General features: G+C 68.7%; 18 protein-coding genes and 2 pseudogenes. 9 read left to right on the top strand and 11 right to left on the bottom strand.

Annotated elements, in window-relative coordinates; all coding sequences use genetic code 11:
- Positions 1 to 70 precede the first annotated feature (70 nt).
- Positions 71 to 313 (bottom strand): annotated as a pseudogene (locus ACZ7M2_RS41760) (ATP-binding protein); the annotation flags it as partial.
- A gap of 116 nt (positions 314 to 429) precedes the next feature.
- Here ACZ7M2_RS41760 and ACZ7M2_RS41755 point away from each other — a divergent pair.
- Complete coding sequence (locus ACZ7M2_RS41755; RefSeq protein WP_471599771.1) at positions 430 to 1,665, top strand: IS256 family transposase; 1,236 nt, start codon at positions 430 to 432, stop codon at positions 1,663 to 1,665.
- 56 nt (positions 1,666 to 1,721) lie between these two features.
- Here the strand turns inward: ACZ7M2_RS41755 and ACZ7M2_RS41750 are convergent, their stop codons facing one another.
- From ACZ7M2_RS41750 to ACZ7M2_RS41740, 3 genes are all read right to left on the bottom strand, one after another.
- Positions 1,722 to 2,051 carry an NIPSNAP family protein gene (locus ACZ7M2_RS41750; protein WP_471599770.1) on the bottom strand — a complete coding sequence of 110 codons (330 nt, stop codon included), beginning with the start codon at positions 2,049 to 2,051 and terminating at the stop codon, positions 1,722 to 1,724.
- 70 nt (positions 2,052 to 2,121) lie between these two features.
- On the bottom strand, positions 2,122 to 2,541 hold the full coding sequence (locus ACZ7M2_RS41745; protein ID WP_471599769.1) for an SsgA family sporulation/cell division regulator: 420 nt from the start codon (positions 2,539 to 2,541) through the stop codon (positions 2,122 to 2,124).
- A gap of 136 nt (positions 2,542 to 2,677) precedes the next feature.
- The gene (locus ACZ7M2_RS41740) at positions 2,678 to 2,932 is read right to left on the bottom strand and encodes a hypothetical protein (RefSeq protein ID WP_471599768.1); all 255 of its coding nucleotides are present in this window, start codon (positions 2,930 to 2,932) and stop codon (positions 2,678 to 2,680) included.
- 524 nt (positions 2,933 to 3,456) lie between these two features.
- On the opposite strand from ACZ7M2_RS41740, the gene ACZ7M2_RS41735 reads away from it, so the two are divergent.
- Both ACZ7M2_RS41735 and ACZ7M2_RS41730 read left to right on the top strand, forming a co-directional pair.
- Positions 3,457 to 3,876, top strand: coding sequence for an ATP-binding protein (locus tag ACZ7M2_RS41735; RefSeq protein ID WP_471599767.1), 420 nt, complete (start codon positions 3,457 to 3,459; stop codon positions 3,874 to 3,876).
- A gap of 119 nt (positions 3,877 to 3,995) precedes the next feature.
- Positions 3,996 to 6,428 (top strand): ATP-binding SpoIIE family protein phosphatase, encoded by a 2,433-nt coding sequence (locus ACZ7M2_RS41730; protein ID WP_471599766.1) that lies wholly within the window; start codon positions 3,996 to 3,998, stop codon positions 6,426 to 6,428.
- 546 nt (positions 6,429 to 6,974) lie between these two features.
- Here the strand turns inward: ACZ7M2_RS41730 and ACZ7M2_RS41725 are convergent.
- The 3 genes from ACZ7M2_RS41725 to ACZ7M2_RS41715 form a co-directional block, all read right to left on the bottom strand.
- On the bottom strand, positions 6,975 to 7,334 hold the full coding sequence (locus ACZ7M2_RS41725) for a DUF6417 family protein (protein WP_471599765.1): 360 nt from the start codon (positions 7,332 to 7,334) through the stop codon (positions 6,975 to 6,977).
- A complete protein-coding gene (locus tag ACZ7M2_RS41720) occupies positions 7,234 to 7,455 on the bottom strand; it encodes an SDR family NAD(P)-dependent oxidoreductase (protein ID WP_471599764.1) in 222 nt (73 codons plus the stop codon). Before ACZ7M2_RS41720 ends, ACZ7M2_RS41725 begins: the two co-directional genes overlap by 101 nt.
- Before the next feature lie 640 nt (positions 7,456 to 8,095).
- Positions 8,096 to 8,434: a hypothetical protein gene (locus tag ACZ7M2_RS41715; protein WP_471599763.1), complete on the bottom strand. Its 339-nt coding sequence runs from the start codon at positions 8,432 to 8,434 to the stop codon at positions 8,096 to 8,098.
- Positions 8,435 to 9,140: 706 nt separating this feature from the next.
- On the opposite strand from ACZ7M2_RS41715, the gene ACZ7M2_RS41710 reads away from it, so the two are divergent.
- The gene (locus ACZ7M2_RS41710; protein WP_471599762.1) at positions 9,141 to 9,380 is read left to right on the top strand and encodes a hypothetical protein; all 240 of its coding nucleotides are present in this window, start codon (positions 9,141 to 9,143) and stop codon (positions 9,378 to 9,380) included.
- Here the strand turns inward: ACZ7M2_RS41710 and ACZ7M2_RS41705 are convergent.
- Both ACZ7M2_RS41705 and ACZ7M2_RS41700 read right to left on the bottom strand, forming a co-directional pair.
- Positions 9,381 to 10,495: pseudogene (locus ACZ7M2_RS41705) on the bottom strand (IS630 family transposase).
- An 84-nt stretch (positions 10,496 to 10,579) separates the two neighbouring features.
- Entirely contained in the window at positions 10,580 to 10,795 is a 216-nt protein-coding gene (locus tag ACZ7M2_RS41700) for a hypothetical protein (protein ID WP_471599761.1), read from the bottom strand.
- Between the two features lie 158 nt (positions 10,796 to 10,953).
- Between ACZ7M2_RS41700 and ACZ7M2_RS41695 the strand changes: the two genes are divergently transcribed.
- On the top strand, positions 10,954 to 11,277 hold the full coding sequence (locus tag ACZ7M2_RS41695) for a hypothetical protein (protein ID WP_471599760.1): 324 nt from the start codon (positions 10,954 to 10,956) through the stop codon (positions 11,275 to 11,277).
- 363 nt (positions 11,278 to 11,640) lie between these two features.
- Positions 11,641 to 12,540, top strand: a complete 900-nt coding sequence (locus ACZ7M2_RS41690; RefSeq protein ID WP_471599759.1) for an NAD-dependent protein deacetylase — start codon at positions 11,641 to 11,643, stop codon at positions 12,538 to 12,540.
- Positions 12,541 to 12,667: 127 nt separating this feature from the next.
- On the opposite strand, the gene ACZ7M2_RS41685 is transcribed toward ACZ7M2_RS41690, so the two are convergent.
- Complete coding sequence (locus ACZ7M2_RS41685; RefSeq protein WP_471599758.1) at positions 12,668 to 13,501, bottom strand: methyltransferase domain-containing protein; 834 nt, start codon at positions 13,499 to 13,501, stop codon at positions 12,668 to 12,670.
- Between the two features lie 219 nt (positions 13,502 to 13,720).
- Between ACZ7M2_RS41685 and ACZ7M2_RS41680 the strand changes: the two genes are divergently transcribed.
- The 3 genes from ACZ7M2_RS41680 to ACZ7M2_RS41670 all read left to right on the top strand — a co-directional run bounded on the left by ACZ7M2_RS41680 (position 13,721) and on the right by ACZ7M2_RS41670 (position 17,908).
- The gene (locus tag ACZ7M2_RS41680; RefSeq protein WP_471599757.1) at positions 13,721 to 13,873 is read left to right on the top strand and encodes a hypothetical protein; all 153 of its coding nucleotides are present in this window, start codon (positions 13,721 to 13,723) and stop codon (positions 13,871 to 13,873) included.
- A 766-nt stretch (positions 13,874 to 14,639) separates the two neighbouring features.
- On the top strand, positions 14,640 to 17,075 hold the full coding sequence (gene pepN, locus ACZ7M2_RS41675; RefSeq protein ID WP_471599756.1) for an aminopeptidase N: 2,436 nt from the start codon (positions 14,640 to 14,642) through the stop codon (positions 17,073 to 17,075).
- A gap of 557 nt (positions 17,076 to 17,632) precedes the next feature.
- A complete protein-coding gene (locus ACZ7M2_RS41670) occupies positions 17,633 to 17,908 on the top strand; it encodes a DUF5995 family protein (protein WP_471599755.1) in 276 nt (91 codons plus the stop codon).
- A 158-nt stretch (positions 17,909 to 18,066) separates the two neighbouring features.
- Here the strand turns inward: ACZ7M2_RS41670 and ACZ7M2_RS41665 are convergent, their stop codons facing one another.
- Positions 18,067 to 19,278 (bottom strand): acyl-CoA dehydrogenase family protein, encoded by a 1,212-nt coding sequence (locus ACZ7M2_RS41665; RefSeq protein WP_471599754.1) that lies wholly within the window; start codon positions 19,276 to 19,278, stop codon positions 18,067 to 18,069.
- Between the last annotated feature and the right edge of the window lie 175 nt (positions 19,279 to 19,453).

Here is a 19,453-nt window from a genome sequence, read left to right as displayed (position 1 = left end):
TTGTCGCCGACGGTCGGGGCCTGACCCGGAATGGGCGTGTCCCACACGGCCCCGTTCTCGTACAGCTACGGCCAGATGGCGTGTAGCGCTGAGCAACCACTCGGAGCAGGCGGTTGACCGTGGGCCAGCCGAAGCCTCCGGTGCCGCCGTTCAGGTCGGGGATGCGCAGGCGCGGCGCCTGCGCGCTGCGGTCATGCACGGCCACCTCGATGCTGTCCGGGTGCGCGGTCAGGTCCAGGGTCCAAGTGCCGCCGCCGTGGCGCAGGGCGTTGGTGACGAGCTCCCAGACGACCAGGACCACGCTGTCGGCAGCCGAGCACATGCTCAAAACCTATGGATCAGCCTCGGGGGGACGCGGAGGGTATAGCTTTCCGAATGATCCTGATGGTCACCGAGTAGGCCCGTGTTCGCAGCACGGGTCGGGAAGCCATGCTCGTGCTCAGTGTGGTCACCGACGAGGGCTCTACCGAATCCGACTCCCTGATCGACGAGATCGTGCGCGAGGGCGCACGCCGGATGCTCGCCGTCGCCCTGGAAGCCGAATTCGACCAGTGCAGAGCCGAGTTGGCGGCCGAGACGGACCAAGCCGGCCGCTGCCTGGTGGTCAGCAACGGCTGCCACCAGCCGACGTCCGTGGTCACCGCGGCCGGGCCGGTGGCGGTGCGGGCACCGCGGGTGAACGACCGCCGCATCGATGAGGCCACCGGGGAGCGCAAGCGGTTCTTCTCCAGGATCCTGCCGCCCTGGTGCCGCAAGTCGCCGAAGGTCTCCGAGGTGCTGCCGCTGCTGTATCTGCACGGCCTGTCGTGCGGAGACTTCGTTCCGGCGCTGGAGCAGTTCCTCGGCGGCGCGGCGGGCCTGTCCGCGGCGACCGTGACCCGGCTGACAAAGCAGTGGCAGGACGACCATGCCGCCTTCCAGGACCGGGACCTGTCGGACCACGACTACGTGTACGTGTGGGCCGACGGGGTGCACCCCAAGGTCCGGCTCGGGCAGGCACGCTCGTGCGTGCTGGTCCTGCTCGGCGACCGGTTGGACGGCACCAAGGAACTGATCGCTCTGGCCGAGGGCCTGCGCGAGTCCACCGAGTCGGGGGCCGACCTGCTGCGCGACTGCCGCAGGCGCGGCATGCGTGACGCCGAGCTGGTCGTCGGTGACGGCGCGATGGGCTGTGGAAGGTGCTGGCCGAGGTGTTCCCGGCTGCCCAGCATCAGCGCTGCTGGGTCCGCAAAGGCCAGAAATGTCACGAACGCCCTGCCGAAGTCCGCTCAGCCGGGTGCAACGAAGGTGATGCGGGAGATCTACAACGCCGAGGACCGCGCTCACGCCGAGAAGGCGATCGAGGCGTTCGAGAAGATCTACGGTGCGAAGTGGCCGAAGGCCGTCGCGAAGATCACCGACAACCGGGAGGAGCTGTTGGTGTTCTACGACTTCCCTGCCGAGCACTGGATCCACCTGCGGACCACGAACCCGAGCTTCGAGTCGACGTTCTCCACGATCAAGCTCCGCACCAGGGTCACCCGGGGCGCCGGCAGTCCGGCCGCGGCCCTGGCGATCGTGTTCAAGCTCGTCGAGTCCGCCCAGGCCCGCTGTCAACGCCCACCGGCCGCGAACCACTCACCCCTGCCCGGAACCGTCAACAGCCCGCGCCGAAAACCCTCTTGACGACATCCGCCCCTTCAGGAATGACAATTGCTCCACTTCGAGCGGCTCGGTCCCTGTCACCGCAAGGGTGAGTCGGCGGTGGGCGTCAGCACTGACTCGGCGACCTCGACGATTTGGCTGATGTCGAAGCCTTCCATGTCGGCGCGGAACTCAGGGCTGGCCAGGTACGCCTGCAGCCGCTCCTGTACGTCGTCGGCGTCCCGGTAGGAAACGAGGGCGTACAGCTGGGGCGCCTCACTCCCGGGAGCCGCGGGCATCGTCCAGACACCGTGTGTGGTGATCCGGTGTTTGGCCAGACCGGGAATGTGCTTGGACCAGATGTTCTCGTAGGCGATGAGCGCATCACGGCCGCACAGCGTGTAGACACGAAGCTGGTACTCGGACATGAACTCTCTTTCCTTCTCTTCTGCGGCCGGGACAAAGATCCTCATCCGCACGGCGGTTGGGAGGCTTCTCTCAGCTTTTCGCGAACAGGTTCGCCAGTTCGAGGTTCCAGTCGATGTGTCCGGACTCGGCACCCCTTGGCACCAGCGCCTCCGTGTTCTCCAGGAAGGTCCTGACGTCCTGCACGGGAACCTCGATCAAGGCGGTGCCCGCTGGAGACCCGAGGACGAGGTACATCGCCTGGTCACCACGGCCGACGGCCGGCCAGATCCGGATGTCCCCACAGCCTGCGGAACCCCTCAGGCCATCGGCCAGAAGATCACGCCCCAGGACCCATTGGGCCGGCTCGTCAGTGTCGGTGAAAAAGACGGCACGGACGACGTAGGGATCAGCGGGCTCGTAACGCAGGCTCATGCACATGGACAGCGAGTAGGTGCGTGAGATGACAAGCTGCACCGCTACCCCGTGCGTCACGGTCTTCAAAGACTCCATCGACTTTCACTCCAAGGTGTCTCTGCCTCGGCTGCGCCCCGCCGGACCGCCGCTGGACTGGCAGCGAAGAGGCAACGAAGGGAGAGGCGTTACGGCGTGGCTCTGGCGCCGGAGCGCTGCCCGCCTGGGACGGCGGTCAGCGACCGCTGATCTCACCCCGGCCGTCATGGCGCCAGCCATGGATCTCGTCCCAGGAGTAGCCCAGTTCGAGCAGGTAGCCGACACCGTGGTCCCACCGGCAGTCGCCGGCGTTGACACTGACGGCCGGGTGCTGGACGTGCGCGGATGCAGAAGTCGCGGCCGAAGCGGTGCCCCCGGCACCGAGAACGGCGATACCCGCGACCGCCACGGAGGAAGCGGCGACGCCAACGCGCCTCGTGAGCTTGTTCATGATCTTTCCTTCCCGATTGGTGCAATTCGCGCCATCGGCTGCATGCAGGCAATGTGCGGCGCCCGGCTTGGCCCGAGCAAACTCTTCCATACGGCGTACGGAAGCACCCTCCAAGAATTACCATACGATGTATGGAACTGTCGAGGCGGCGAAAATGGCCAGCACGGCCGGTAGCGGCATGAACGGCTCGACACCCTCACCCAGGCCGCGTCGGCCGCCTGGACGAAGCCCGCCCGCCCTCCGAGAAGATGCTCACCCGCACCGCCCATCTCGGTCACTGGACCGAGGAGATCAGCCACACCGGCAAGCAACTGGGCATTACTGGGCACGGCGGCACCCGCCAGCGTCGCCCGGGTTTGCACCTTGCGCCGGTCAGGGCGCCGGGGTGCCCAGGCTGTCGGTCCCGCGTGATTCGAATCTGATGATTTGATCAGTCTTGGTGGTCTTGACGATTAAGCAATCGTCGTTGATGCTTTCATCGGAAATTGGGACAAAGCGGCCCCAGCCTGCGAGGTGCCGCGCTTGTGGCCGCTCAACCGCTCGGCCGTCGCGCTCATACTCCGCGACCCCATGGGAGGAATCGCAAGGATGAACCGGCCCAGGTCGCCTCCTGGGAACTGTCGAACGCGCGGGCCGCTGTCCGCATCGCCCGGCTGGCGGCAGCCCGTCAGCTCAGCGAATGGGGGCTTGCCCATCTGGTGGCCACCGTGGAGCTGATCGTCAGTGAACTGGTCACCAACGCCATCCGCTACGGCGGCGGGTCGATCCGCCTACGGCTCATCCAGCACCAGGTCTTGCCTTGCGAAGTCTCTGACAGCAACACCAGCCACCCACGCCCCCGCCAGCCCCACATCATCCACGAGCAGGGCCGCGGCCTTTTCCTCGTCGCTCAGCTGTCCCACAGGCGGGGCTCCCGCTCCGCGACGGACGGCAAGGTCGTCTGAGCCGAACAAGACCTGCCCTCCAAAGCCGTTGCGGTGTGACGCGACGCCGACCGGGCGGCCGACGGCCGCCACAACATGCCGATCCCTCGAGCCGCAGGCTCTCGTAAAGGAAGCCATAGATGGACATAGAGAATGTCAAGAACGCCTGCTCGGCAGGCGCCTCCCAGGGATCGACGGGCGTCTCCGCTTCCGGTCCGAGCGACAGGTTGTACGTTTTCGACGGTCCGGCAGCCGCCGTGCTCGACAATCGAGGCACGGTGGTGCGGTGGACCGGGGCAGCAGAGGACCTGACGGGGTTCCGCGCCGAGGATGTCTGCGGCCACCCCGTGCAGGAACTGATGGCCGAACTCCCGGACGACCTGCGCGGCGCCACGGAGACGGCGGCGTCAGGCCGGGTACGGCTGTGGCACCAGTGCGGCGGCACGATCGATGTCGCCTTCCGGACCACCAAGGTGATGGGCTCGGCGGAGGTCCTCGTCCTGGCAGCCCCTACACACCACGTCGCCGACCACGAGCAGGGCGCAGCGTTCCTGCGAGCACTGTCCGCACAGAACCGGATCACGATCGCTGTGCACGACACGGATCTCACCACCGTTCAGACGAACGCCACGCCGGGCACTCTCGACGGCCGTCCGGTACAGCCCGGTACTCGGCTGAGCGACGTGCTGTGCGCCAAGGACGCCGAGAACCTCGAGGCAGTACTGCGCCAGGTACTCGAGACAGGTGCCCCAGTGGTCCGCAGCAGCCAGCAAGTGAGCTGGCGGCACGATCCGGCGCGACAGCACGCGCTGTCGCTGTCCGCCTTCCGTCTGGAGGACGCACGAGGACGCCCCACGGGGGTCGCGGCCCTGTACTTCGACAACGCCGACCAGATGCGCGCCCGCCGTCATCTTGATCTCGCCCGCGAGGTGGCCGAGCGAGTAGGAGGATCCCTGGATGTCGTGCGCACTGCGCAGGACCTTGCGGACGTTCTCGCACCTGCGTTCGGGGATCTCGCCGCAGTCGACCTTGCGCACTCCGTTTTCGACGGGGACGAACCGTTGAAGCAACTGGGCGGTGGAGACATGAGCAACGCGGCCCTTGCGCCCACCAGCGCGATGTGGCCGGCCGGCATCAAGCGCGGCGAGTCCATCCCACGCCTTCCTGACCACCCCCTGCTGCACAGCTTCCGACACGGCGAGCCAGTCGTCTTCGGCCTTGACGACTTCATCGCCATGGTCAGAGTCCCGCAGCTCGTCGAATATCTCGTCCCGAAGGACGCCCATTCCGTGATGGTGGCACCGTTGCATGCCCGCGGGCACACGCTCGGCGCCATATCGGCCTGGCGCTGCGGCCGATCCGACCCCTTCACCGAGGACGAGGCGGATCTCATGAAACAGATCGCCTCACGGGGTGCCCTCGCCATCGACAACGCTCGCCGTTACACGCGCGAGCACCGGGCGGCCGTAGCGCTGCAGCAGCGCCTCCTTCCCCCGGCCACGACCGACACTCCGGCAGCCGAGACCGCCGGCGTCTACCTGCCCGCGGGCGGGGGAGCGGACATCGGCGGCGACTGGTACGACGCCATTGCTCTGCCCTCTCTCCGGGTAGCCCTTGTCGCCGGAGACGTGGTCGGCCACGGCATGCCCGCAAGCGCCACCATGGGCCGCCTGCGCGCCGCCATCCAGACGCTCGCGGACCTGGAACTCGAGCCGGACGAGCTGCTCACCCGGCTCGCGGACCTGATTCAGCGCCTCGCGGCCGAAGCCCCGTCCGGCGACCGCGACATCGTCGGCGGCACATGCCTGTACGCGGTCTACGACCCGGTCACCAGGCGTTGCGCCATGGCCAGTGCCGGGCATCCGCCACCCGTCCTGGTCCGGCCCGACGGGACCGCCGAAGCGGTCGAAATCTCCCCGGGGCCACCACTCGCCCTCAGCGGCATGCCGTACGAGACCACCGTGATCGACGTGGAGCCGGGCAGTGTCCTCGCTCTCTACACCGACGGCCTGGTCGAACGGGGCGATCGCGACATCGGCCAAGGCCTGCCGTGCCTGACGGAAGCCCTCGCCGCGCACTGCCGTCCCGATCGTGCCCTGGACGAGACCGGCCGGGCTCTCCTCGCCGACCTGGCAGACCAGGCCCCGCGCGACGACGCGGCCCTGCTGCTGGCCCGCACCCGCGCCGTCCCGGCGGAGGACACCGCTCACTGGGAGATCCCGGCCGATCCGGCCGCCGTCTCCCAAGCTCGAGAGTGGATAACCCGCCAACTCACCATGTGGGGCCTTGACGACCTCCTCTTCACCACCCAACTCATCGTCAGTGAACTGGTCACCAACGCCATCCGCTACGGCCGTCCGCCGATGGACCTCCGTCTGATTCGCCACCGCGTCCTGGTGTGCGAGGTCACCGACTCCAGCAGCACCCAACCCCGCTTGCGGCGTGCCCGCACAACCGACGAGGGAGGACGCGGCCTGTTCCTCGTCTCCCAGCTCGGCGGACGATGGGGCTGCCGCCATGGCCAGTACGGCAAGACGATCTGGTCCGAGCAAATCATCCAGGAATCCTCCTGAAGCTACGGCTCACCAAAATGGGTCGAGGCAGAGTCACTCACAGCTCTGGTGTCTCTCGACCCGGTGTGCCATGCAGCAGCTACCCGAGGCCGGAGTCTGCGAGCGGGAGCAGACCCCCACCTCGTGGCCGCGACGCGGCTCGGTTCGACGGAAGCGCAGCGACCGGGATCAGGTGCTATCACCGAAGCCGGGCTTGGCGTTGATCACGGATGAGACGTCCACGACCACGTCACCCGCACGTTTCTCCGCATCACGGCAGCGATCAGGGTGGTGATGACGAGAGGGACGACATCATCATCCAGTACCCCGTCATTGACGCTCTCCAGCAAGGCGACCGTCAGCGCGCGACGTAGCCGACCGGCGAGGGCGAGTCGCAGCAGGGGAATGTCGAACTTGGCGTCGTGGGTGAGGACGCAGACGGCGGTTCGGGCGCCGACCTCGGTGCCGGACAGATACCAGGAGACCTGGATCAGGCTGGTCGCAGCCCGCCGCGGCTACCGCATCATGCCCAGGGAGAACGCCGACGCCGACGGCTACCAGGGACCATCACCGTCGCCCTCGCCCTCGCCCTCGCCCGCTGACTCCCGCACTATCATGCGTGGCCGCTCGGGCCGCCGACGGCAGTCCGTCGCCGGCCGGAGCACCATTGTCCGAAGCCCTGGCCGGATAGTGGACGACGCCATACTCGCCGGCGAAGCGGTTGGCCTCCGCGGCCGAGCCGGTCATCTGGTGCAGCCACAACCCGTACGCCACGGACGCGATCTGCTCAGGCGTCAGACACAGCCGCCACCGCTTGATCCCGTGATCACACGAGGCCGCCCTGACCTGCTTCGCCAGCCCCTCGACCGGCGGAACTCGCAGTCCGCCGGCAAGGCCGACGAACACACGCAGCGCCGCGGGCTGCATCGCGCCCCGCGACCAGCACGTGCGCGCCGCGCTCGGCGAGCAGCGCCGCGGTCGCGGCACCGATGCCGCTGGTCGCCCCGGTCACCAGGTCCACACGCTCGGCCAGATCGACAGAACCCATGGGAGCCGTCCTTCGAATCGAAAAGTGAGGAACGAACGGAGTGCGGAGGGGGCCGCGTTCCGTCGCCCCGCCACCTCGTGCGTGAGGTGACGGGAGCCCAAAGCGCCTGCGCCTTCCAGGGATTCCGGCTCGGCCATAGGCGGATCCGATACCCGCTATCAGGGCGGAGTCCGTTATGTCTTTCCTACCGTCCATCGGTCGCCTGCGCAGCCGGGGACGCCGGGGACGCCGGGGACGCCGGTCAGAGCCTGCGCCCAGATCACAGGCAGTGCTTATGACCGCCCTTGGTCAGGCGTATGGCCGAGGTGATGATCGCCAACACGCTGCCGTGCTCGTCGAGTGTGCAGCCGACTGCCCGGTCGCCCTCGTTCATGGGGAAGGTGGGACGCCTTACGGCCAATGCCACCAAGGGCCTGTCGACGCTGATTGAGGAAGCGCGTGTCAGGCCAGGACCCGAGGACCCGCCACTCCTCCTCGTCCACGAGGACGATGCGGGCCGCTTCGACGTTGCCGTGTTTACCGATCCACAGCGTGAACATGCCGTCCGCCGTCCGCAGTGTCCCAGCTGCCCCACCAGCCTTGCATCACCGGCCGGGCGCCGGTGTACAGAGTGAGGTGGTAGCGCGCGTCGTCCACGGGGTCACCCAGGCATTCCGTCGTCGGTGAAGATCGTCAGCGGGGCGCCCGCATCCCGGGCCACCTCGCGCAGGTTGGGGACGATACCCTCCACCATCGACGGCATCCGGGCCGGCAGCAGCCGGGTCACGGCGAGGAAGTCGTCCCGGCACGTGTCCAGCCAGCACCGGCCGAGACCGGGCACGTCGACGACCCGGGTTGCCCGCGCCGGCTGACCGCATCGGGCGCAGCGGTGGCCGCCGTCGAGCCGCTCCATAGCCGTGCCGCGGTAGGGCGTCCACGACGGGGCCGCATCCAGGGCAGCCGGGTCGACCCCGAGGGTGCGCAGCAGGTCAGCGTCCACACGGTCCTCTCTGTCCTGTGTCAGGGAACCTTGATCACATGCCAGCGGTTCTTGATCGGATGCTGATGTTTCCTGCGGACGCGCTCGGGTCTCTGCCTCGCCAGAGGCTGAAGGCAGAGACCCACTAGCCGGTTTCTGCCTGTATCAGCCGGCTTGCTTACCGCTCAGCAGCACGCCACCGAGGGCGGCAGCGGAGGCGAGCCATTCAGGGCTCACGCCTAGCCCTCCAAGTACAACCATCGTGATGATCACGATGATGACGCTGTGCCACTTCGCGCCGTGTGCAGGGCTGTCACTCGGGGCATGGACACACTGAGGTACGGTCACGTGCCTCTCCTCTCAGGTTCACCTGGGACTGAGGCCCTTGGCGCGTTTCGGGTTGGGAAGCCAGGAACACGCGCCGAGGGCCTTCGCTGATGGAACACCCAAGCCATCCCCTCAGGCAACGAGCGGTAAGCGTGACCTAACCATCAGTGCCGGTGCACAGGGGGCGCACGGAACCACCGACTCTTTGTGCTGGCTCTCGCGGCGCGCCCACTGATGGCAACCTTCAACACGCTCAGTACGTTGCCGCGGCCTCACTGAGCGCCATACCGTCCGCTCAACTGGCTCTCGTCATCGGATAGCGGACGGCTCGCAGATCCCAGGGCTCGGACCTAATGCTCTGACCGCTATGGTTCGCCGGGTTGAGAGGGAGAGGGCTGGGGTGTTCGTCGAGATCGTCTTCGTGGGGCTGCTGATCGACCGTGATGAGGTCGAGGAGGCTTTGGAAGCGGCGTTCGAGTTCGACGGCGAGGTCACCGGGGCGGGCAGTGGCATGGGTCGTTGCCATCTTGACCTTGAAATCGTGGAGGGCTCGGACACGGCTGCGGCGCTGGAGCGGCTGCGGGCGGTGCTGTCCGATCTGGGAGTAGCGGGCTGTGCGACCTTGAACGTCAGCGAGTGATCAGGCTGCCATTCGCAAGCGTCCGCCCCAGCCGATGCCCTTCTCGCTGCGGATCCGGGCGCGTTCGCGACGCTCGGCCGCCAGGACATCTCGGTGGCGAGCGTTGGCGTTGCGCCAGCGCAGGTAGGCATGCAGTGCCCGGGTTCGGACCATGTGGTTGGGGTGGTGAGAGTTGGCGATGGTGAACTGCCGCATAGGTCCGAAGTGGGCCTCGGTCGGGTTGGCCCAGGACGCGTAGGTCGGGGTGAAGCACAGCTCGACCCGGTGCTTCCTGGCCCAGCGGCGGATCTCTTGGCCCTTGTGGGCAGACAGGTTGTCCAAGATGACGTAGACGGGGGCGCCGTCCGGCCGGGCCGCGCGCATTGCCCTGAAGGCGGCCCGCGTGTTGTCGGCGCCTTTCCTGCGCCGGATGACGCCCCACAGCTTGTCGTCGCCGATCGAGTAGCAGCCGTGGAAGTAGCGGACTCCGTGAGTGCGGTGGTGGGTGGCCGGGTGCCGCTCGGGGTGGCCGGAGGGGGCCCAGCCCGTGCCTGCGGTAGGCCGGATGCCGAGGGGGGCGAACTCGTCGAACGCGAAGACGTGGTCCGGGAACCGGTCCAGGACCTCCTCGATCCGGTCGAGCTTGGCGTCGCGCTTTGAGTCGGGCGACTCCTTCCACGTCGTGGTGCGCTGGAAGGTGACGCCGCGGCGGGCGAGCAGCCACCGTAACGCCTCGCGGCCAATGCGGATGCCCCGGCCGTGGACCCGGTGCAGGTAAGTGACGAGTTTGCGGAGGGACCAGCGGGTGAAGGGCTGGCCGACCTTGGTCGGGCGGTGGCCGTCTGAACGACGAAGTCCTCGTCGTCAGTGCTGAGAAGGCGGGGACGGCCTCCCGCCCACCGAGGGTCCAGGCAGGCCGGCCCGATCTTGTTGAACCTGTGGATCACGTCGCGGACGGTGTCCTCGTCTGCCTGCACCAATTGGGCGATCACCGGGAAGCGGTTCCCGCCGGCCGAGGCCAACAGCATCATCGCTCGCCGGTAACGCACCGAACTGATGCTGCCCCGGCGCACGATCCGCTGCAGCTTCTGCCCTTCCTGATCGGTGAGTCTGCGCACCCGCACAGGCTCGGCCACCACACCTCCACCGGTCGGATCGGACGTCACAGCACATCCAACCGCCCCCGACCACCGACCCGGCGAACCAATGCGGTCAGAGCACTAGCCGATCCCGCGGTCCAGGACGCGGCGGGCCGCCTCGGCCTCTGCCGCGGGCGGCGACAACTCGTCGAGAGTGTCGAGCTCGTCGTCCGCCTCCAATTCCCTTTCCCATGCCGCCGCAAGGCGTTCCTGTTCCTCGCGCGGCCTGGCGCCGACGACCTCCTGCTTCTCCGGGGCCAGGGCTGCCAGGAATCGTCCGACCGCATCCGTCGGCATAGGGTGCTCCTCGTCTCCTGAAGGGGTGCCGCCCTGCACCAGCATGGCTGAAGCTCTCACGGCCGACCACCCGACACCACCGGGGAGCACTCTCTTGCCCTCTTGACCTGCCCCCGTCGGCCGGCCCAGAAGCGAGCAGCAGGCAGACGACGACGGCGATGGACCGGCGGGGGCTGGCGCCCGGGGTGGTGTGCGTCTCGTCGTCGGCCCTCCAGGTCCCGCTTCGTCATACGCAACGCCGGGGGGGGCGGATCACCCAGTGGGTCATCCAGGACCTCGCATACCTGGCCTTCCTGGCCAAGACGCTGTTCGGCGCGACCGGGCCGCTCTTCGAGGTCGCGATCCTGCACCACATCCAGTGCGGGACCGGATTCCTCGCCGACCCGAAGTTCCTGCGCCGGGCCGCACAGGCGACCGGCATCGACGAATCGGCCCTGAGGGCGACCGAGGCCGCGGAACCGGACAGGATCCGTCCGGGATGACGTGGCGCGCCTGCTCGCATCGCCGCTATTACGGCCCGGGATGTGCGCCTCCGGACATGTCTACGCCATCGAAACGGGGCGCGTGACGACGGTCATCGACGCACAGCAGCCGCACCCGGCCACCCCCCGCACCCGGCCACCACAGCCGGCGACCGCACGCCGTGACGAACAGCAGCGGCACCGGACAAGTCGTCCCGAAGTACCGCGCCGACGACCATGACCGCTGTCGTGGGCCGGGCCGATCGTCCCGCACACCAGACGACCCCCAGGGGGCGGATCACGGACAGCCCGGGGAACCGCCGAGCCTCCTGCACCATGCGACGAGGGGCGAACGGGACGCAGCCGGTTCCGTACCCTGGCGGCATGCGTATGCGTCCCACTCTGAGCTGGACCCCCGGCGAAGACCTGCCCGCGGGCACCACGGATCTGCAGCCAGTCGCAGAGGCACTGAGCCGCGGCGGTGTGCTGGTGCTCAGCGGGGCCGGCATCTCCACGGAGTCGGGCATCCCCGACTACCGGGGCGAGGGCGGGAGCCTGAGCCGGCACACCCCAATGACCTACCAGGAATTCACCGCCGACACGCAGGCCCGGCGCCGGTACTGGGCACGCAGCCACCTCGGCTGGCGCACCTTCGGCCGTGCCCGCCCCAATGCCGGACACCGGGCCGTGGCCGCCTTCGGGCGCCACGGCCTGCTCTCGGGTGTGATCACCCAGAACGTCGACAGCCTGCACCAGGCCGCCGGCAGCGAGGGCGTCACCGAACTCCACGGAAGCCTGGACCGGGTCCTGTGCCTTTCCTGCGGCGCCCGCAGCCCGCGCCGCGCACTTGCCCGGCGGCTGGAGGCGGCCAACGCGGACTTCGAGCCGGTGGCCGCGGGAATCAACCCGGACGGTGACGCCGACCTCACCGACGAACAGGTCGGCGACTTCCGCGTACTGCCCTGCACGGTCTGCGGCGGCATCCTCAAACCGGATGTGGTGTTCTTCGGCGAAGCCGTCCCGCCCCAGCGGGTCGAACACTGCCGCACGCTGGTCCAGGAAGCGGCCTCACTGCTGGTCCTGGGCTCGTCGCTGACGGTGATGTCCGGGCTCCGGTTCGTCCGCCAGGCGGCCCAGGCCGGGAAACTCGTACTGATCGTCAACCGGGATGTGACCCGGGGCGACCGGCACGCCCTCACGCGCATCGCGCTTCCCTTGGGCACCGCCCTCACCACCGTCGCCGGCCAACTGGGCATCACCGTCGACCACCAGACGGCGGCCTGACAAGGAGTGACGGCTGGGGGACGTCCTGCTCCGGCAGGAGCTGGGCCGGCAACCGGGCATGCGCCCATTGCGGCCGTGCACCTGCGCCGGCACCCCGCGCGTCAACGCTCCCGCGGCCGACGGCGTCTCATCCCCCGCCGTCCCCGTCCCCGGGCTTCCACCCCCACACGGTGAGCATGCCGGCCGACAGCGCGGCGCACTCGACGGAACTCAGGTAACGCAGCGCCTCGTCGACGGCCGCGTCGTCGACGAGGCCGGTGGCGAGCATCGCCGCTCTGCTGCGCTCCCACGTGTCCGCCCAGAAACGGCTGATGGCACTGCCCGGCAGCAGCGGCGGCACCAGGACCTCGGCAGCAACGGACACCAGCCCCGCCGCACGCAGCAGCCGCGGATACGACGGCACCCAGGACACATCAGTGCCGATGGTGGCCCGCAGCCCTTGCCACATCGCCCGCATCGCCGCGCCATAGGGCGTACTGGGTGTCCGGTCCCCCGTCAGGTCGATCGCGTCACTGAGCACCAGCACACCACCCGGCTCGACCAGATCCGCCAACACTCCGATCACACGCTCGCGCTCGGGCAGATGCATCAGCACGAAACGCGCATGCACGAGCCGGAACCGGCCCCTGACGGCGTCCGGGGCAGTGATGTCGGCCTCCAGCACCTCGAGCCCGGGCATCGGCCGCGCGCTGAGGAAACGCCCGTCGCGGTCCACCGCGAGCACGCCCGCAACCCCCGCCTCCTCCAGCAACCGGCGGGAGACCGTGCCCGTGCCGGCCCCCACGTCCAGACAGCGCCACCCCGGGCCGACCCCCAGCGCCCGCAGCCGCGCCACGGTGAAGCCGTCGTAGGCAAGAGCACCGAAGTCGATGCGCTCGCCCTCGCCCGCCTGTTCCGGACGGAACACGGCCTCCCCGTAGCGGCCACCGCCCGGCGCATCCCCGCGCCCGGCGCCGCTCACGTCGCACTCCGCCCGGAGAGAAACTGCAACAGCGGGGCGTCGAACGCCTTCATGACCAGACCTCTTCACGGGATGGGGCCATACCGGGCGGCCCACACCGGGACCGTCCCACCGATAGTCCACCGGCAGCCGCCCGCACCACCCAGGCGCGCCGCGCCTCAGCCAATCGGACCCACGGCACAGCACACCGAGACACCCGAGCGCCGCAACCGGGTCAAGATGCACGCGTCGCCGACCTTCGCGGCGCTCGGGACACGACAGGCGCCGAGCACCTACCCGGCCCTCACCCCGGAGCGTGTCCATCCGGTCGAGGAGAGCGCCCAGGAGGTGTCGGCGCCGCTGCTCCACCGCGTTGTACTGGCGGCCGTGTAGTCCAAGGTCTCCCGATCCGGACCACCCTGCTCCCCCGCGGCCGTACAGACGCTCCGTGTCATTCGCTCCATCGCCCCAGTGAGGTCACGCAGACTTCGGGCCTCCGGTGACGCCCCTTCGCAGTAGCGCGTCTCGGGCGTGCCGCGCGGATGGACGAACTTGATGCCATCGCGCTCGACGTTGTCTGCGCCTTCTCTCACCTCCCGGTGCGCGGAGCCCATCGCAGCCCTGAACTCCTTGGGGTCAACAGGCTCATCACGCAGCAGCGCCTCATCCGCGTCACCGAGGGGCAGCAGCACCTCGCGCCCCGCCCTGCGCAGGCTCATCCCGGTCGAACTCGGCTCCAACGTCCAACCGTTGCCGCCGGCGTCTGGTATCGCGACTCAGCCGCACAAGGGCCGCAATCGTTGCCCCAGCCCCCAGGACGACTCCCCCCAGGGCACCGGCCAGGCCGTGGACCGCCGCAAGATCTGTCACGCGGACCGGCTCCCCGGCAGCCACCGACTGTCAGGCGTTTCGATGGCGGGGATCGCCTGGCCCCGGACGACGCGTTCGTATGCGTCGGTGTTCTGCTTCGTGGCCCGGGCCGCCACACGCGACAGGTCATGAGCCGAGTCCAGAGCCGCCCAGGCCCGACCCGACCCGCGTCCCACCGTCGCCCCTCCTCCACCTCCTCGGCCCCAGAACACGCCTCCGAGGAAAACCACTGCGCCGACTGCCGCCCTCCGTCATACGCTGGCGCCCGCTGTCTGCCGAGGGAGGACGCATGGGAATACGAAGCCTGACCCGTACCGAAGCCGAGCGCCGGGCCGAGCTGTTGAGCATCGAGCGGTACGACGTGGACATTGACCTCACCGCGCTGCCCGCCGGGCCCGAGGTCCGCTTCGTCTCGACCGTGGCCTTCACCTGTCGCGAGCCGGGCGCGGAGAGCTTCGTGGACTGCGCGGCACAGGTGCTCAGCGCCACGCTCAACGGTACCGCGCTCACCCCGACCGGTGACGGCCGTATCCCGCTGCCCGCGCTGGCCGGACACAACGTGCTGCGCGTGGAGAGCGTCCAGGCCGACACGGCCACGGGTGAGGGCGTACACAAGGCCGTCGACCCCGCGGACGGCGAGGTCTATGTGTGGATGAGCTTCGAGCCGGACGAGGCCCGGTTCGTGTGGGCATGTTTCGACCAGCCCGATCTCAAGGCCCCGCACGCCTTCACGGTCACCGCCCCGTCCGCGTGGACTGTCACCAGCAACTCCGGGGAGGCGCGCATCGAGGAGCTGGAGAAAGCCCGCCGCTGGATCTTCCCTGACACCCCTGCCCTGGCCGTGTACAACACAGTCGTCAATGCGGGCCCCTTCCACGAGATCCGCCGCCAAGCCGACGGCCACGACCTCGGCCTCTACGCCCGCCGCTCGCTCGCCGGCGTCCTCGACCGCGACGCCGACGAGATCTTCACCCTCACCCGCCAGGGCCTGGCCTTCTTCGGCGAGGCCTTCGCGATGCCGTTCCCGCAACGGAAGTACGACCAGGTCTTCATGCCTGAGTTCGGCGGAGCGATGGAGAACTACGGCTGCGTGACCTGGTCAGACGCCTTCCTGCGGCGGGCCGATCCGACGCCCGCCGAGCGGGAGTTGCTGGCCAAGGTGCTGCTGCACGAGATGGCCCACATGTGGTTCGGCAACATCGTGACCATGCGCTGGTGGGACGACCTCTGGCTCAACGAGGCATTCGCGGAGTTCGCCTGCCACTGGGCCAGCGAACGCGCCACCCGCTACACCGACGCCTGGGCCGGCCACCTGGTAGGCGACAAACTCAAGGCCTATCTCGCCGACCAGGGCCCCGTCTCCCACCCCATCCACCAGCCCATCCACGACGTCGCCCAGGCCGCGTCGATCTTCGACAACATCACCTACCCCAAGGGCGCGTCCGTCCTGCAGCAGCTCATGACGTACGTAGGCGAAGAGCACTTCCGGGCCGGCATGGCCGCCTACTTCGCCCGCCACGCGTGGGGGAACACCACCCTCCAGGACCTGATCGACGAGCTCTCGGAAGCCAGCGGGCGCGACCTCGACGCCTGGCGCTCGGCCTGGCTCGCGACGGCCGGCACCGACCGCTTCTCGCTGGAGCTCGACGGCGAACAGGTCACCCTGGTTGCCGCCGCGCCCCCGCGCCCCCAGGTGCTGGCCGTGGGCGCCTACCGCCGCAGCGGCCAGGCATGGGAGCGTACGGCGCTGGTGCGCATCGAGGTGACTGGCCCCCGTACCGCCGTCGCCGGCCTGCCGCCCGCCGCGGACCTCCTGCTCATCAATGACGACGACCTCACCTTCGCCACCACCCGCCCCGACTCCTCCACCAGGGACGTTCTCTTCTCCCAGGCCGCACAGCTGCCCACCTCCATCTCCCGCGGCGTGGCCGCCGCCACCGTCTGGGACATGCTCACGACGGGCGAGGCCACGGCTGCGGAAGCCGGGAAGTGCCTCACCGAGATCCTCGCCGCCGAGACCTCCGACGCGGTGATCGAGCCATGTCTGACACTCGCAGCCGACATCGCCGAACTCTGGGCCCCGCCCGCCGAACGTCCCGCGCTCACCGCGGCGGTCGCGGCCGCCTGCCGGCGCCTCGCCGCCGATACCGGCCGCCGCCAGGTCGCGCTGCGCGGCCTGGCCCGTACCGCCACCACCCGCGACGACCTCGCCTGGCTGCGCGAACAGGCAGGCGACGACGTGGACCTGCACTGGCGCGCTCTCGTTCGCGAGGCGGAACTCGGCCCGGACGTCGCGCCCGAAGCCGCCCGCCTGCTCGCACGCGACCCGGACCCCGACGCCTGGATCCGTGCCCTCACCGTGCGCGCCGCGCTGCCGGACGCAGCCGCCAAGGCCGAGGTCTGGCAGAAGGTCACCGTCGACCGCGCCGTGCCCGTGCACGCGGTCGGCCAGGTGACAACGGCCTTCTGGCGTCCCGGCCAGGACACCCTCCTCGCCCCCTACGCCCAGCACTACCTGGACGCCATCCCCCAGCTCGACCAGGGCGGAATGATCCCCGCGATGATCTACACCAGCCGCCTCTTCCCGCCGCACGCCATCGACGACTCCTACATCGAAACCGCCCAACAAGCCTGCGAGAATGCGGCCCCCGTGGTCCGCAAGACACTCCTCGAACGCTCGGACACGGTCCGACGCATGCTCCGGTCACGAACCCGCACCGCCTGACCAGGCCGCCGGACGAGCCTGCGCCCCGTCGTCAACGATGGCGGGGCGCAGACATTCATGAACTCCCGGTCCAGGCAGCTCAGTTGCCGTAGCAACGACCGCGACGTCACCGGCAACAGATCGCCACCCCCGGCCGCCGGGGACACGCAATCCCCGCGACACCACCGCCTTGGCGCGAGTGCTGCCCTCAACTCCCCCAGGCACCCGCCGGTTGACGCAACGGGTGGCACCACCCGCAACAGCCCGAGCAGGGCAGGACATACGGCCCGGACCCAGCGGATGTCAGCCCTTCCGGGACCAGATCACCTGTGTGTCCATGGCCGGCCTCAACGGCTGACGCCTCCTTCGGAAGGACGGGGCTGCGAATGGCTTTGCAGACAGCAGCCGGGTGCGGGCCGAACGAGGGGACCGTGAGCGGGATTTGGGCATGGCGGCAGAGGACATCGACAATGTCGTGGACGGGCTTGCGGGATCGTGCGGGAAGCCGGCCGCGCCGGTGACCGGGTCAGTTACTTCGCCGCTGCACCAACGGGTGACCGTCGAGGCCCGCACGGCCATTGACTGAGCTGTTCGACGACGCCGACACCATCGTCGTCCAGCACCTGCCGCTCGGCGTGAACGCGCACCTCAGCCTCGACCTGGCCATCGCCGCCGCACGGACCGGCCCGGGCGAGGCCATCCACGCGTTGCGGCGCGACTTTCTACTGATCAACGATATCCCCGCGCGGGTCGTACTGGGTGTGGCCGACGCCTCTGACGTAGTCGGTGCTGCCACCGACGGTGTTGACCATGCCCAGGTCGTTATAGGTGTAAAGGGTGTTGCAGAAGGCTGAGATGATCTTTCGGGGCCGTTCCCGAGCTCCTGCGGTAGCAGGGCAAATCGATGCACAGACGGACAGTTGATCTCGACGGTGGTGGCTGGATCTGAGCCTGATCGTCGTTGTGCAACACCCTTTAGCGGCACACGCTTCCTGGGAGGTTGCCGGACGGCTTACACGAAGGCGCTGTGCCCGGTGATGGACTTGCCGACTATAAGGGTGTTCATTTCGCGGGTGCCCTCGTAGGAGTAGAGGGCTTCGGCGTCGGCGAAGAACCGGGCGACATCGTAGTCGAGGAGAATACCGTTGCCACCGAAGATCTCGCGGCTGAAGGCGACGACCTCCCGCATACGGGAGGTGACGAACGCCTTGGCCAGCGACGAGTGCTCATCGCGGAAGATTCCCTGGTCCTGCAGCCGGGCGAGCTGCACCAGCATGCCCCAGGAGGCGGTGATGTTGCCCAGGCTCTTCACCAACAGGTCTTGGACGATCTGGAACTTGGCGATCGGTCGGCCGAACTGCCGGCGCTCCTTGGCGTAGTCGAGCGCGAGTTCGTAGGCGCCGATCATGACTCCCAGTGCTTGCCAGGCGACTCCGCTTCGGGTGAAGCGCAGGATCTCCGTGACGTCCCGGAAGGAGTTGATCTTCTGGAGGCGGTTCGCCTCCGCCACGCGTACGTCGGTCAGGGTGATCTCGGCGTTCTCCACGATCCGCAGCGCTATCTTGCCCTCGATCTTCACCGGCTCGAAGCCGGGGGCGCCCTTCTCCACGACGAAACCCTTGACCTGGTTGTCGTTGACGTCCCGCGCCCACACCACGACATAGTCGGCGAAGGTGGCGTTGCCGATCCACTTCTTGGCGCCGTTGAGGACCCAGGTGTCGCCCTCGCGCTTGGCGGTGGTGCGCATGCCGCCGGAGACGTCGGAGCCGCCGAGCGGCTCGGTCAGGGCGAACGCGCCGATCTTCTCCATCGAGGCCATGGCGGGCAGCCATCGGTCGCGCTGCTCCTGGTCGCCGCCGTAGTAGATGGAGTAGAAGCCGAGCCCGGTGTGGACGCCGAAGAAGGTGGCGACCGAGGCGTCGACACGGCTCATCTCCAGGGCGAGCATGCCGCCGAGCAGGTGGCTGACGGCCGGCAGGTGCTCGCCGTATCCCTCGTAGGACAGGGCAGCCAGTCCGCTGCCGCGGAACTTCTCGATCAACTCCTTGGGGAACTCCCCCTTGCTCCAGTACTCGTTCACCAGCGGCTTGACCTCTTCGCGCAGGAAGGTGCGGGCCTTGAGCAGTATCTTGCGCTCGTCGTACGGGAGCAGCGCCTCGTAGAGGTAGAAGTCGCCGGCCAGCTGGTCGTCCAGCGGTGCGAGAGGGGTGGCGGTGGCGGTCATGTCAGTTCTCCTTCTGATGCCGGACAGGGCGGAGGTCGTCCCGAGCGGGGATCCCCGGCAACTAGTTGACCGGCAAGTCACCTCTCTTGTGACGGCGGAGGCTGATCCTTTGGCTTCGAGCCGCCTGTTTCGCCCGGGAGGTGAAGTAAGCCCCCGCCGCTGAGACTTCATCTCC

Source organism: Streptomyces sp. NPDC111507, from assembly GCF_055638955.1.
The sequence above is the reverse complement of the archived record's forward strand: the minus strand, read 5'-3'. Positions and strand labels throughout refer to the sequence as shown.

Coding starts and splice junctions, on each gene's coding strand:
- ACZ7M2_RS41755 (WP_471599771.1), top strand. CDS start 430: ATGCTCGTGCTCAGTGTGGTCACCGACGAGGGCTCTACCGAATCCGAC.
- ACZ7M2_RS41720 (WP_471599764.1), bottom strand. CDS start 7,455: ATGGGTTCTGTCGATCTGGCCGAGCGTGTGGACCTGGTGACCGGGGCG.
- ACZ7M2_RS41680 (WP_471599757.1), top strand. CDS start 13,721: ATGCACGCGTCGCCGACCTTCGCGGCGCTCGGGACACGACAGGCGCCG.
- ACZ7M2_RS41700 (WP_471599761.1), bottom strand. CDS start 10,795: ATGCCGACGGATGCGGTCGGACGATTCCTGGCAGCCCTGGCCCCGGAG.
- ACZ7M2_RS41745 (WP_471599769.1), bottom strand. CDS start 2,541: ATGGAGTCTTTGAAGACCGTGACGCACGGGGTAGCGGTGCAGCTTGTC.
- ACZ7M2_RS41750 (WP_471599770.1), bottom strand. CDS start 2,051: ATGTCCGAGTACCAGCTTCGTGTCTACACGCTGTGCGGCCGTGATGCG.
- ACZ7M2_RS41725 (WP_471599765.1), bottom strand. CDS start 7,334: ATGCAGCCCGCGGCGCTGCGTGTGTTCGTCGGCCTTGCCGGCGGACTG.
- ACZ7M2_RS41695 (WP_471599760.1), top strand. CDS start 10,954: ATGGACCGGCGGGGGCTGGCGCCCGGGGTGGTGTGCGTCTCGTCGTCG.
- ACZ7M2_RS41665 (WP_471599754.1), bottom strand. CDS start 19,278: ATGACCGCCACCGCCACCCCTCTCGCACCGCTGGACGACCAGCTGGCC.
- ACZ7M2_RS41690 (WP_471599759.1), top strand. CDS start 11,641: ATGCGTATGCGTCCCACTCTGAGCTGGACCCCCGGCGAAGACCTGCCC.
- ACZ7M2_RS41740 (WP_471599768.1), bottom strand. CDS start 2,932: ATGAACAAGCTCACGAGGCGCGTTGGCGTCGCCGCTTCCTCCGTGGCG.
- pepN (WP_471599756.1), top strand. CDS start 14,640: ATGGGAATACGAAGCCTGACCCGTACCGAAGCCGAGCGCCGGGCCGAG.
- ACZ7M2_RS41730 (WP_471599766.1), top strand. CDS start 3,996: ATGGACATAGAGAATGTCAAGAACGCCTGCTCGGCAGGCGCCTCCCAG.